This is a genomic window from Amycolatopsis sp. NPDC048633, assembly GCF_040650695.1.
Classification (GTDB): Bacteria; Actinomycetota; Actinomycetes; order Mycobacteriales; family Pseudonocardiaceae; genus Amycolatopsis.
Genome location: NZ_JBEZHS010000035.1, coordinates 23295 through 36034 on the forward strand (window position 1 = coordinate 23295; position 12740 = coordinate 36034).

Genomic DNA, 12740 nt, shown 5'->3' on the forward strand with positions numbered 1-12740 from the left:
GGTAGATCGCGTCCGCCGAGCCTGCTGAGTCTCAGAACCGAGGCACCGGGAACGCCGCCGCTGGTGCCAGGCCGGACGGCTCCGCCGCGCACGCCTTGTCTCGGAGTGGGCGTACTCCCGTTGTCAGGAACCTCGTCGCCGCGTTGTTCGCGCATTCGTTGGCGCCGAAGAAGTACGTGCCGTGGCCTCCCTGGTCGGCGGTCACCATGCGGGCCCGGTTGCCGAATGCCTGCCGCAGCCGGCGGGCGCCCGTCAGCGGGGTTGCCGGGTCCCGGAGGTTCTGCAGCATCAAGATGTCCGAGGGGCCTCGGTCGCCGATGCGGACTGGGGGCTCCGGCGGGTCGGCCGGCCAGAACGCGCACGGCCAGACGTTGGCCGCCGCCGCGCCGAACATCGGGTGGCGGATCCTGTCCGTCGCCACGTTCTTCTGGTACGCGCGGAGCGACTCCGGCCAGTTCACGTCGCCGCACACCACGTGCAGCTGGCTCGACAGCAGGTTGTCCGGGTTCGGGGTCGCGCCGCCCGGTGGCTGGGGGAACGGTGCCCCCGTGTCGAGCGCGTGCCACGCCGAGGCCAGGTACGGCAGGGTCGCGTCGTAGTAGAACATCCCGAACGTGAGCTGGCGGAACAGCTTGCCGTCGACGCCTTCCGGGCTCGGGTTCGCGTCCAGCCGCGCGGCGAGGTCGAAGTACTTGGCCGCCACCTCCGCGGGTGTCCGGCCGAGGGCGAACTCCGGGTGCGCCACGGCGAACGCGGCGAAGTCCGGGAAACGGTCGTCGAAGCCCTGGGCGAGCAAGCGCGAGCCGGTGCCGTCGAGACCGCCGGGCGCCAGGTTGCTGTCCAGCACGATCCGGTCGCTGCGCTGCGGGAACAACGTCGTGTACACCGCGCCCAGGTACGTGCCGTACGAGATCCCGTAGTACGACAGCTTCGGCTCGCCCAGCGCCGCGCGGATGCGGTCCATGTCGCGGGCGGTGTTCGCCGTCGTGACATACGGCAGCATCGACGCCGTCCGCGACGCGCCGCACTGCCGCGCGATCCCCTTCGCGTACTCGGCCTGGGCGACGACGTCCGCCGGGCCGAGCGCGTACGGCGGGACGTTGCTCCGCAGCTGCGCCGGCGTCAGATCACACGTCACCGGTGTGCTGTGGCCGACGCCGCGCGGGTCGAACCCGATGACGTCGTAGGTGTCCAGCACGCTCTTCGGCCACCCGATCTGCGGCAGCAACGCCGGCAGGTCCAGCCCCGGCCCGCCGGGCCCGCCCGGGTTGGTCAGCAGCACACCCCGGCGATGAGCCGGGTTCGTGCTCTTCAGGCGCGAGACCGCGACCTCGATCTGCCGCCCGTCCGGTTTCCGGTAGTCCAACGGCACATCGAGCGTCGCGCACTCCAGGCCCGGCGCCGTGACGTCCGCCGGGCACGCACCCCACTCCAGCGCGCCCGGCGCCGCCTGCGCCACCCCCGGCACCACCGACGCCACCACGACGGCCACCACCGCGACCAGCAAAGTCCTCCGCATTCGGCTTCCCCCCAAACGTGTCGGGATCCAGCCTAGGACGCCGGAGGACCCGGGTCGTCCATCAAAAGTACGACTCCGGGTCCTGCGAAGGGAGGACTCAGCGCTCGGCGCGCACGGCCTTCCGCACGGCCTCGGCGACCGCGGGCGCCACGGCGCTGTCGAACACGCTCGGCACGATGAACGACGCGTTGAGCTTGCCGTTGTCGACGACGTCGGCGATCGCGTCGGCGGCCGCCAGCAGCATCTCGTCGTCGATGTTGTTCGCGTGCGCGTCGAGCAGGCCGCGGAAGACACCCGGGAAGGCCAGCACGTTGTTGATCTGGTTCGGGAAGTCGCTGCGGCCGGTCGCGACGACCGAAGCGTGCTGCTGCGCCTCCAGCGGGTCGATCTCCGGGTCCGGGTTCGCCAGCGCGAACACGACGGCGTCGGAATTCATCGTCGCGACCTGCTCGGCGCCGAACAGGTTGGGCGCCGAGACGCCGATGAAGACGTCCGCGCCGACGAGCGCCTCGTGCAGGGTGCCGCTGACCTGCTGCTTGTTGGTGTGCGACGCGATCCACGCCAGGTTGTCGTCGAGGTTGCCGCGCGCGGAGTGGACGATGCCATCGATGTCCGCGGCGACGATGTCGCCCGGGTTCTTGCGCAGCAGCAGCCGGATGATCGCCGAGCCGGCCGCGCCGACCCCGCTGACCACGATCTTGCAGTCCTCGATGTTCTTCTTGACCACGCGCAGGGCGTTGCGCAGCGCAGCCACGACCACGATCGCGGTGCCGTGCTGGTCGTCGTGGAACACCGGGATGTCGAGCTGCTCGCGCAGCCGCTTCTCGATCTCGAAGCAGCGCGGCGCGGCGATGTCCTCGAGGTTGATCCCGGCGTACACCGGCGCGATCGCCTTGACGATCTTGATGATGTCCTCGGTGTCCTGGGTGTCCAGGCAGACCGGCCAGGCGTCGACGTCGGCGAACTTCTTGAACAGCGCCGCCTTGCCCTCCATCACCGGCAGCGCGGCGGCCGGGCCGATGTTGCCGAGGCCGAGCACCGCGGAACCGTCGGTGACGACGGCGACGGTGTTGCGCTTGATGGTCAGCCGGCGCGCGTCCTCGGGGTTCGCGGCGATCGCCTGGCAGACGCGGGCGACCCCCGGGGTGTAGGCGCGGGAGAGGTCGTCACGGTTGCGGAGCGCGACCTTCGGCGTGACCTCGATCTTGCCGCCGAGGTGGATCAGGAACGTCCGGTCGGAAACCTTGCGGACCTTGACGCCCGGCAGCGAGTCGAGCGTCTGGGTGATGTCGTTCGCGTGGTTCTCCGACAGCGCGTTGGCGCTGATGTCGACCACGATCGAGTCGGAATGGGACTCGACGACGTCGAACGCGGTCAGCACGCCGCCGACGCGGCCGACGGCGGTGGTGAGGTCACCGGCCGCGCTGGACGAGGCCGGGGCCTCGACCCGGACGGTGATCGAATATCCGGGACCGGGAACCGGCATGGCGCTTACCCCCGCATGGGAAAAGACGGTTGGGACGGGAGCGAACCTACTCCCGTGACCGCCCTCACGAGGCCGCGATACCGGTACTGACCAGTAACTCTGCCGTTGGTTGCCGCCCCGGCCACAGTCACGGCCGCATGGCCTCGCAGCACCAGTTGCGTGCCGCTCCGGGGCGGCCTGCTTTTGGCCGGATCGGCAACTGGCGTCAGCGGTTGATCTCGGTCTCGGGGTGCACGTAAGGCACCGTGTCGAGCGGGAACGTGAGGTCACCGAACGGCGACAGCGCACCCTGGCGGTCCGACGACAGCTCGGTCACGGGGTGCTCGCCGGCCTCGCCCGGCCACGTCGGGTCGATCCCCTTGTGCTTCTTCTCGCCCTTGGCCACAACGTCCTCCACAGCCGTCCTCGATCCGTGCCACGACAGTCTGCCTGAGCCCGAGCGACCTGTCGCACCCGCCCGGTACCCTGGCCTTCTATGCCCGCGACCTCCTTGGCGGACTGGCTGCGTGCAGAGTCCGACGCAGCCCTCGAAGAGCTGCTCCGCACTCGTCGCGACCTGTCGACGCCCCCGCCCTCCGACAGCACCGTGCTGGCCACCCGGGCCGGCACGCCGGGCTCGGTCGCGCGCGCCTGCGAAGACCTCGACACCGTCACCCTCGCCGTCCTCGAAGCGTGCCTGCTCGCCGGTGCGGACCGCGACCCCGTGCCGGTCGAGGACGTCGCGAAGCTGACCGGCGCCGACCTCACCGAGCCACTGGCCCGGCTGCGCGCGCGGGTCCTGGCCTGGGGCCCGGACGACGCGCTGCGCGTGCCGCCCTCGGTCCGGGAGGCGCTCGGGCCGTTCCCGGCCGGGCTCGGCGCGTCGTCGCCGTCGCTCGCCGGCGAGGACCTCGAGGCCCGGATCGCGGAGCTGTCCGACGACGAGCGTGGCGTGCTCAACGCCCTCGCCGCGGGCCCGCCGATCGGCCGGACCCGCGATGCCGGGCACGACACCTCCGTCGAGAAGGCCAAGACGCCCGTGCAGAAGCTGCTGGCCCGCGGGCTGCTGCTGCGGCGCGACGACCAGACCGTCGAGCTGCCGCGTGAGCTCGGCGTCGCGGTGCGCGGCGGGGTCTTCGCCCCGGGCGCGCTCACCGAGCCCGAGCTGCCGCTCCACCCGCACCAGCCGTCCACTTTGGACGAGGCCGCGGCCGGCGAGGCGATGGAGTTCCTGCGCCACACCGAATCCCTGCTCCGCTCGTGGTCCGCGGCGCCGCCGCCGGTGCTCAAGTCGGGCGGCCTCGGCGTGCGCGAGCTGAAGAAGCTCGCCAAGGACCTCGAGATCGACGAGGCGCAGGCGATCCTGCTGGCCGAGCTCGCCGTCGGCGCCGGGCTCGTCGCGGACAGCGAGGCGACCGCGCCCGAGTGGGTGCCGACGACGCTGACCGACTCGTGGCTCGCGTCGCCGACCGCGCAGCGGTGGATGACGCTGGCCCAGGCGTGGCTGGAGCTGCCGCGGCTGCCGGGGATGGCCGGCGGGCGCGACGCCAAGGACAAGCCGATCGCGCCGCTGTCGGAAGAGCTGCGCCGCCCGCTGGCGCCGGTCGCGCGGCGGCGGGTGCTGGCCGCGCTGGCCGACCTGCCCCGGGGCGCCGGGGTGAAGAGCGTCGACGAGCTCGTCGCGGTGCTGGCCTGGCGGGCCCCGCGGCGCGGCGGACGGCTGCGGGACGAGACCGTCCGCTGGACGATGTCCGAGGCGTCGGCGCTGGGGATCGTCGGGCTCGGCGGCCTCACCACAGCGACGCGGGCGCTGCTCGCCGACGACCGGCCGGGCGCGGTCGAGGCCGTCCTGGACGCGCTGCCCGCGCCCGTGGACCGCGTGCTGCTGCAGGCCGACCTGACGGTCGTCGCGCCGGGACCGCTGGAGCCGGAGCTGGCGGCGGAGATGGACGCGGTCGCGAACGTCGAGTCGGCGGGCCACGCGACGGTCTACCGCATCACCGAGGCGACCGTCCGGCGGGCGCTGGACACCGGCCGGACCGCGGACGAGCTGCACGCGCTGTTCAAGGCGAAGTCCGCGACACCGGTCCCGCAGTCGCTGAGCTACCTGGTCGACGACGTCGCCCGGCGGCACGGCCGGCTGCGCGGCGGCGTCGCGGCGTCGTTCCTGCGGTGCGACGACGAGGCGTTGCTGGCGGAGGTGCTGGCCCACCCGGTCACGGCGGAGCACGACCTGCGGCTGATCGCGCCGACGGTCGTGATCAGCCCGGACCCGCTGCACGAGGTTCTGACGGGCCTGCGCGCGGCGGGGTTCGCCCCGGCGGCGGAGGGCCCGGACGGCCGGGTCGTCGACATCCGGCCGGGCGGACGCCGGCTGCCGGCGAAGGCCCGGGCGGCCCGGCGCAGCCCGGGTGAGCCGGCGGTGCTGACGTCCGACCAGGCGACGCGGATCATCTCGAACCTGCGGGCCGGGGACGCCGCGTCCGCCCGGCGCCGGGGGTCCGCGGTGCGGGCGCCGGTCGGCGGCGGGGCGGACACGTCGGCGACGCTGGAGCTGCTGTCGCGGGCGACGCTGGAACGCCGTGAGGTCTGGATCGGGTTCGTCGACTCGCGTGGAACCGCCAGCCAGCGGGTGGTCCGGCCGGTGCGGGTCGGCGGCGGGATCCTCGAAGGCGACGACCACCAGCGGTACTCGCTGCACCGGATCACCTCGGCCGCATTGGTCGAGGAATAGGGGCTAGAGCGCCCGCAGGCCGGCCAGGACGCGTTCCATGAACTCGCGGGACGAGCGGTCCCCGAGGATCAGCTCCGTCTGGTGGATCAGCACCAGCCCGATGTCGGACATGTCGCCGACCAGCACCTTCACCACGCCCAGCGGCAGCCGCAGGTGGGCGGCGATCTCGGCCACCGACCGCGTGTCCAGGCACAGGTCGCAGATCCGGCGGTGCTCGACCGACCGCACGCCGCGGTAGCGGCGCCCGTCGTCGGACGTCGAAACCAGCGCCTCGAGCGCCAGGTTGTGGTCGGACCGCGTGCGACCGCCGGTCCGCGTGTAGGGGCGCACCCGGGAGCCCACCGAAGCGGCCGGCGACGGGCTCAGGACGCGCGCCGGCGGCTCCTCCCACGGCTCCGCGCGCGGGATCCAGCGGGTCTCCGGGTCCGGCGGGGGCGTCCAGCCGGTCCGCGGGTCGATCGGCGGGGCCCACGAAGGCGGGGGCGCCGCCTGGGGTCTGGACACCGGGGGTCTCGGCGCGGGCGGCCGGGGCGCCGGGGGCCGCGGGGGTGCCGGCGGACGCGGCGGGGCCGGCGGGCGCGCGCCACGCGGGGGCGTCCACGCCGGCTCGAGCGGCGGGGGCTCCGGCTGGTAGGTCTCGTGGTCCTGCCACTCCGGCTCGGCGGGGTCGTAGCCCTCGTCGTAGTCCTCGTCGAAGTTGGCGGCGTCGGACGGCGAACCCCACTCACGGGTGTCCTCGTCCGTGTAGCCCTGCGGATCCGGCTGCGGCCGCGCCGGCTTGCGCTTGGGCATGATCGTCGACAGCGTCGACATGTCGAACTTGCTGGGCGAATCGAAACCCTCGCGCTCGGTGCCGCGGTGCAGTGCGTCCCAGCCGCTGGAGTCCGGATCGTCGAATCCCGAAATCCTCATCGTGTCCTACCCACGCACGCCGCCCTGCAGCTGCGCGCGCAGCTCGGGGGTGATCTGCTGGCCGACCCGCTCGACGAGCAGCGTCATCTCGTACGCGACCGTGCCGATGTCGCACGTCGGCGCGGCCAGCACGGCCAGTGACGAACCGTCCGAAACGGACATGAGGAACAAGTAACCGCGCTCCATCTCCACCACGGTCTGGTTGACGCCACCCGCTTCGAAGCACCGCGCGGCCCCGCCCGTCAGGCTGATCAGCCCGGACGCGACCGCGGACAGCTGCTCGGCACGCTCTTGCGGCAACCCCTCCGACGGCGCCAGCAGCAGGCCGTCGGCGGACACCAGAACGGCGTGCGCGGCGCCGGGTACCCGGCGCACGAAGTCCGTGATGAGCCAGCCGAACGAGCCCTGGCCGGATGCCGTCACTTCTGCCCCTCCTTGCTCCCGCGGCGCCGCACGCCGCACCCCGGAGTGGCCGGCACGGCCCACGCTCAAGCGTAAGCGCCCCACCGGCGGTGTCGAGCCGACCACCGGCCGGCCGCTGCGCACCCTACGTGTGCGCGCGACCGCGCTCCGCGCCGACCCGGTCCGGGTCGCGCGGGCGAAGCTCACTCCGCGGCCCGCCGTGGCGGGGTGTCCGCGCAGGTCAGCCCGGTGGACGGCGGGCCGGGCGGGCAACGTCGTCCTCGACGCCGCCGAACCGCGGTGACCGCTTCGTCCTCCGGACGGAGGCCGCACTCCCCGAAGTGGGTGAAGCGCGCGGAGTTCACTCCAACGGCCGCATCCGGTTCGGGGCGTCATCAGGACTATCCCGCGCGCAGCGCCGAATCGTGCGCGATCGCGTGCTGGACGACGGAGATCAGCACCTGCTTGGCGGAGTCACGCTCGCGCGCGTCGCAAGCCATGATCGGGACCGACGGCGCAATGGTGAGCGCGTGCCGCACGTCCTCGATCTGGTGGTGCAGAAGCCGGTCGAAGCAGTTGATGGCCACGACGTAGGGCAGCTTCCGGTTCTCGAAGAAGTCGATCGAGGGGAACGCGTCGGCGAGCCGCCGCGTGTCCACCAGCACGACGGCCCCGATGGCGCCGACCGCGAGGTCGTCCCACATGAACCAGAACCGGTGCTGACCGGGAGTGCCGAACACGTACAGCACCAGGTCCGAGTCCAGTGAGATACGCCCGAAGTCCATCGCCACGGTGGTGGTGGTCTTGTTGGGCGTGGCCGAGGTGTCGTCGTGTCCGACGCTGGCCTCGGTCATCATGGCCTCGGTGGTCAGCGGGTCGATCTCCGAAATCGCCCCGACCATGGTTGTCTTCCCCGAACCGAACCCGCCGGCGACCACGATCTTGGCCGACGAGGTCGGACCCGTCACCTGCGGCGCGTTCGCGTCGGAGTCAAATTCTCCGAAGCCCACTGAGCACCCTTTCCATGAACTCGATACTCGGGCGGTCGCCCACGGTCTGACTGCTGGAGTGCACCAGCACCAGGCCGAGACCCGCCACGTCACCAATCAACACCCGCACCACACCGAGCGGCAGGCGCAGCAGCGCCGCCACCTCGGCCACCGACCGGGTGTCGAGGCACAGGTCGCAGATCGACCGGTGCTCGGGCACCCGGACCCGGTCGAGCATCCGGCCTTGTTCGCTGGTCGAGATCAGCGCCTCGATCGCCAGATCGAGGGTCGCCTTCGTCCGGCCCCGGGTCCGGAAGTAGGGCCGGACCAGGCCCGAGGTCTCCATTTCGGTCGGCGGCGGCTCGTCGACGTACTCCTGGTGGGCCTGCCGCGGCAGCGCCGCGGCCAGCTCACCGGAGTCCGGCCCCGACGAGAAGTCGCGGTCGTTGCTGTACGCGGCGAAGTCGTGCGCGTCGTACAGCGGCCCGCTCGACCCGCCGAACAGCTCCGCTCCCGGCCCACCCAGCAGCCGGTCGCGGTACTCGCCGCTCCCGGGCTGGATCGGCCGGATCGGTTCCTGGCCGGCATTGCTGTCGGTCAGCCAGTTCGGTGGTTCTCGCACGGGGTCGTTGTCGGACGCCTGCACCCGGCGTGACCGCCATTCGCGGTCGACCCGTTCCCGGAACGACTGCCAGTCCTCCCGGCCGTCGTCCGGTTGCTCGGACCACCCGCCGGAGAAGTCGTCACCGAGCCGGCCATCGCCCCTCAAGCGCCCGTCGTCCACGGCTCTCTCCTCGGTTCCCGGGTCCTCAGCGGCGGACTGCCGAGCCCTGCAGCTGGGCCCGCATCTCCGGTGTCAGCTGCTGACCGACCCGCTCCACCAGCAAGGTCATCTCGTAGACGACCAGGCCGATGTCGCTCTCCGGCGAACCGAGCACCGCCAGGCACGAACCGTCGGAAACCTGCATGAGGAAGAGGAAGCCGTTGGCCATCTCCACGACGGTCTGTGCGACCGTCCCGCCTTCGAACACCTTGGCCGCGCCACGCGCGAGGCTGGTGAGCCCCGACGCCACCGCGGCCAGCTGGTCCGCCCGGTCCTTCGGCAAGCCTCGCGAAGCCGCCAGGAGCAGGCCGTCGGCCGACACCACGACCGCGTGGGCCGCGCCGGGCACCCGGTGCACGAAATCCGTGATCAGCCAAGCGAAGCTGCCGGCATTGTTCGTCTTGGCATGCGCTTGGCCGTTCGGCTGCGCGGAGCCACCCGGCTGCATTGCACCCGCCCGTGTCACTTTCGCTCCTCACTGCTGTCTGTGGTGTTGCCACGCCCCGGAACCCTGCTGCTTTCCAGCTGTTCGTCGTCCGGGAGTTCCTTCAACGCGTGCCGTCCCGAGGTGTAGCCCCGCTGGAAGCTTGCCATCCTGCTCCGCGCCGCGGACGCCGAGCGGGTGATCGCACCCGTTCCGGGCATACCCGCGGTGTTGTCCGCGAAGTTGTTCTGCGCCGGTGCGTCGGTCGACGGACTGTTGATCGACCCCGGCACCAGGTAGGCGTTCGGGACGCGCTTGGGCAGCCCGGCCGTGGTGATCTCCTCGTTCTTGGCCTCGAGCAGCGACTGCGCCTTGCTCCAGCCGTCGTCGGAGGCACTGTGCCAGCCGTCGTCGGGCGGGAGGAGCGGGTGCCGGGTCGCCGCGGTCGGCTGCAGCTCGTCCACCTGCTCGGGCGCCGGCTCTCGCACCGGCTCGCGCTCGTGCCGACGGGTGACCGGCTCGGCGACGACGGTCCGCTCCGCCACCGGCTCGTCGGAGCCGGTGAGCGGCGGCAGGTTCGGGTCCGCACCCTCGCTCTGCGCCGGCACCGGGTCGGCAGTCGAGTCGTCGCCCTCACTGAACCAGCGTGACAGCACCGACTGGTAGATGGGCAGCCGCCGGGTGGGTACATCGTCCTCGAGGGCCGACGAACCGACCTCCTCCGCGCGGGGCGGGGGTGGTGGCGGCTCCTCCGGCGGGACGTACCTCGGCTCGCGCTTCGGCAGGACCAGCGGCGCGAACTGCGTGTCGCCCGCCCTCGAGCTGGCGCCCTCGCCGTTCGTCGACGGCGTCAGCGGGGCCAGGTCCTCGGCGGTCGGCCAGGCCGGCGTCTCGGGCTTCGGCAGCTCGGGCGACAGGAACGGGCCTGCCGCGCGACCGCCGCTGACCAGGTCGTCCAGGCTGATCGGCTGGTCGAGCGGGACCAGCCCGCCCTGGTTCGCCACCGGCTCGTGCACCGGCGGAGGCGGGGGCGGCGGGGGTGCCGACGGCGGGGCCGGCGTGTGCCTGTTCGTGTGCGTCTGGTCGAAGTCCGAACGCGCGGCCGGGATCGGGATGCTCGGCATCGACATCGACGTCTCGGACCGGTTCGCCGGCAGCGGGGTCTGCCGCGCCATGCCCTGGCGGAGCGGCGTGAGCAGCTCGGCCGGGACGACGACGCGGGCGATCACGCCACCCTCGATGTCCTCGTTCTCGCGCAGCCGGACCTCGATGCCGTGGCGCTTGGCCAGCCGCGAGACCACGTACAGGCCCATCCGGCGGGTCACCGACACGTCCAGGTCCGGCGGCTCGGCGAGCCGGCCGTTGACTTCGGCCAGCCGCTCGTCGCTCATGCCGACACCGTGGTCGGTGACCTGGATGGCCAGCGCCTTGCGGCGGGTGACGACGGCTCGCACGATGACCTTCGTCTCCGGCTCGGAGAAGTAGGTCGCGTTGTCGAGCAGCTCCGCGAGGACGTGCACGAGGTCGTGGATCGCGAGGCCCTGGACCGCGACGTCGGGCACGATGCCGACCTCGATCCGGGCGTACTGCTCGATCTCGGACACCGCGGCACCGATGACGTCGGCGGCGGGCACCGGCTTCGGCACGGACTTGGCCAGGCCGGCGCCGGAAAGCACCAGCAGGGACTCACCGTTGCGCCGCAGCCGGGTGGCCAGGTGGTCGAGCTCGAACAGGCTCGCCAAGTGGTCCGGGTCCTGCTCGTCGGCCTCGAGGCGGTCGATGACGCCGAGCTGGCGTTCCACCAGCCGCTGCGACCGCCGGGAGAGGTTCACGAAGATGCCGTTGACGTTCTCGCGCAGGAGCGCCTGCTCGGCGGCCATCTTGACCGCCTGCTCGTGGACGATGTCGAACGAGCGCGCCACCTCGCCGATCTCGTCGCGAGAGGTGACAGGCACCGGCTGGACGGCCCTCTTCGAGGCGCCGACCGGGTCCGGGTCGTCGAGGATCGCCTGCACGGTCTCGGGCAGCCGGGTGTAAGCGATGTCCAGCGCGCTCTTCCGCAGGATCCGGAGCGGGCGCAGCATCAGGCGGGCGACGATGAGCATCAGCGCGATCGCGGCGGCCAGCGCGGCGAGCACGATGGCACCGCCGACCCAGGCCGAGTTGACCGCCGCCGTGGCGAGGTCGTCGGCGCGGGTCTTGAGCTGGGCCAGCAGGTTCGACTCGACCGCGTGCAGCTTGTCCGCCGACACGGTGCTGTCCTTGCCGAGCGCCGTGGTGTCGATGCTCGGCGCATCACCCAGCTGGGCGAAGGCGAACGCCGCGGTCTGGATCCGGCGGCGGTCGTCGACCTCCGGGCCGGAGTAGGTGTCGTTGTAGAGCTGGCGCTGGTCGTCGTCGGCGTTCGCGAGGAAGGCCGCCACCGAGGCGTCCGCACTGGAGGCCGACGCACGCGTCTGGTCCAGGAGGTCGCCGGGGAAGTTCCCGCGGAACGCGGCGATCTGCAGCTCGGCGTCGGCCCGGGTGGTGAACTCCTTGGCCTCGCTGACCGCCTGCGTGCTCGTGCCGAGGCGCAGCACGTCCCGGTCGGTGACCGCGGTGGTCACCTCGCGGCCGAGCTCGATCAGCGCGTCGAGGATGCCGGAGTAGGCGGTCATCACCGTGATGTCGGGCAGCCCGTTCGCGGTGTTGAACGCCGCCCGCAGCGGGCGCAGGGCGTCGAGGCGCTGGATACCGCGGGTGTAGCGGTCCTTGGTCGCCTGGTCGTCGTAGCTGAGCGTCCCCGCCGCGTTGCGCAGGTCGGTGACCTCTCGGTCGACCTTGGCGATCTGCGAGTCGAGGCCCGTCTGCAGCAGGGGGTTGGCCGACGAGATCCGGGCGACGGCCAGCGAGCGCTCGTTCTGCAGCTCGTGCACCACCGTGGTGACCTTGACCGCGAACGCGACCTGGTCGGCGGTGTGCTGGAACTCGGTCGCTTCCTGGGCGTCGTCGACCACGCGCAACGTGCCCAGCACGAGCGCGGTCACCGTGGGGATCAGGAGGATCGCGGCCAGTTTGGACCGCAACCTCCAGTCGCGCATGCCGGAAAAGAAACCGGCCTTCCGGCCCGGAGCATCTCCGGGCGACTGCGCAGGGGTCCCTCCTACCCCTGCGGCGTCTTCGTTCGGCACCGCCGCACCACCATCATCGTTCGTGCTCGTGAAACCCTGGTCGGTCCAGCGCCCGCCAGGGCGCATAGCGTTCTCCTCAGCCACTCGTCAGCACGCTCCCGGTGCTCCGGCTCATCGGCCGATCGGCAGGAGCCCAGCGCGAGACGCTACCCGTACGGGTGAAAAGATCGTCTTCGACGGGGGTTCCTGAACCCCGCCCGGTTGGGCGGAATCGGTTCAGCTCGAGCATCACGGTCGGGTCCCTGCGCTGGTCCTGCATCGGTCTGTTCGGTTCGGCCTAGCCCGCCCGCACGGCGGCTGAG

10 protein-coding genes are annotated in these 12740 nt (G+C 72.2%); 1 reads left to right on the plus strand and 9 read right to left on the minus strand.

Translation table 11 applies throughout. The features are described from left to right. Positions 1 to 31 precede the first annotated feature (31 nt). The 3 genes from AB0C38_RS39985 to AB0C38_RS39995 form a co-directional block, all read right to left on the minus strand. Complete coding sequence (locus AB0C38_RS39985; RefSeq protein WP_360683286.1) at positions 32 to 1519, minus strand: alpha/beta hydrolase; 1488 nt, start codon at positions 1517 to 1519, stop codon at positions 32 to 34. Between the two features lie 97 nt (positions 1520 to 1616). Continuing rightward, positions 1617 to 3005, minus strand: coding sequence for an NAD-dependent malic enzyme (locus AB0C38_RS39990; RefSeq protein ID WP_360683288.1), 1389 nt, complete (start codon positions 3003 to 3005; stop codon positions 1617 to 1619). Between the two features lie 205 nt (positions 3006 to 3210). Then, on the minus strand, positions 3211 to 3390 hold the full coding sequence (locus AB0C38_RS39995; RefSeq protein ID WP_360683487.1) for a hypothetical protein: 180 nt from the start codon (positions 3388 to 3390) through the stop codon (positions 3211 to 3213). Positions 3391 to 3480: 90 nt separating this feature from the next. On the opposite strand from AB0C38_RS39995, the gene AB0C38_RS40000 reads away from it, so the two are divergent. After that, a complete protein-coding gene (locus tag AB0C38_RS40000; RefSeq protein WP_360683290.1) occupies positions 3481 to 5718 on the plus strand; it encodes a helicase-associated domain-containing protein in 2238 nt (745 codons plus the stop codon). Between the two features lie 3 nt (positions 5719 to 5721). Here AB0C38_RS40000 and AB0C38_RS40005 read toward each other — a convergent pair whose 3' ends face one another. The 6 genes from AB0C38_RS40005 to AB0C38_RS40030 form a co-directional block, all read right to left on the minus strand. Beyond that, positions 5722 to 6630, minus strand: coding sequence for a DUF742 domain-containing protein (locus AB0C38_RS40005; RefSeq protein ID WP_360683292.1), 909 nt, complete (start codon positions 6628 to 6630; stop codon positions 5722 to 5724). A 6-nt stretch (positions 6631 to 6636) separates the two neighbouring features. Then, positions 6637 to 7053, minus strand: a complete 417-nt coding sequence (locus AB0C38_RS40010) for a roadblock/LC7 domain-containing protein (RefSeq protein ID WP_360683294.1) — start codon at positions 7051 to 7053, stop codon at positions 6637 to 6639. A 380-nt stretch (positions 7054 to 7433) separates the two neighbouring features. Beyond that, positions 7434 to 8042 carry an ATP/GTP-binding protein gene (locus AB0C38_RS40015; RefSeq protein ID WP_247017872.1) on the minus strand — a complete coding sequence of 203 codons (609 nt, stop codon included), beginning with the start codon at positions 8040 to 8042 and terminating at the stop codon, positions 7434 to 7436. After that, entirely contained in the window at positions 8023 to 8805 is a 783-nt protein-coding gene (locus tag AB0C38_RS40020) for a DUF742 domain-containing protein (RefSeq protein ID WP_360683296.1), read from the minus strand. The genes AB0C38_RS40015 and AB0C38_RS40020 overlap by 20 nt, the downstream gene beginning before the upstream one ends. A gap of 25 nt (positions 8806 to 8830) precedes the next feature. Continuing rightward, on the minus strand, positions 8831 to 9292 hold the full coding sequence (locus AB0C38_RS40025; protein ID WP_155544159.1) for a roadblock/LC7 domain-containing protein: 462 nt from the start codon (positions 9290 to 9292) through the stop codon (positions 8831 to 8833). A gap of 14 nt (positions 9293 to 9306) precedes the next feature. Further along, positions 9307 to 12504 carry a nitrate- and nitrite sensing domain-containing protein gene (locus AB0C38_RS40030; protein ID WP_360683298.1) on the minus strand — a complete coding sequence of 1066 codons (3198 nt, stop codon included), beginning with the start codon at positions 12502 to 12504 and terminating at the stop codon, positions 9307 to 9309. Positions 12505 to 12740: the final 236 nt, after the last annotated feature.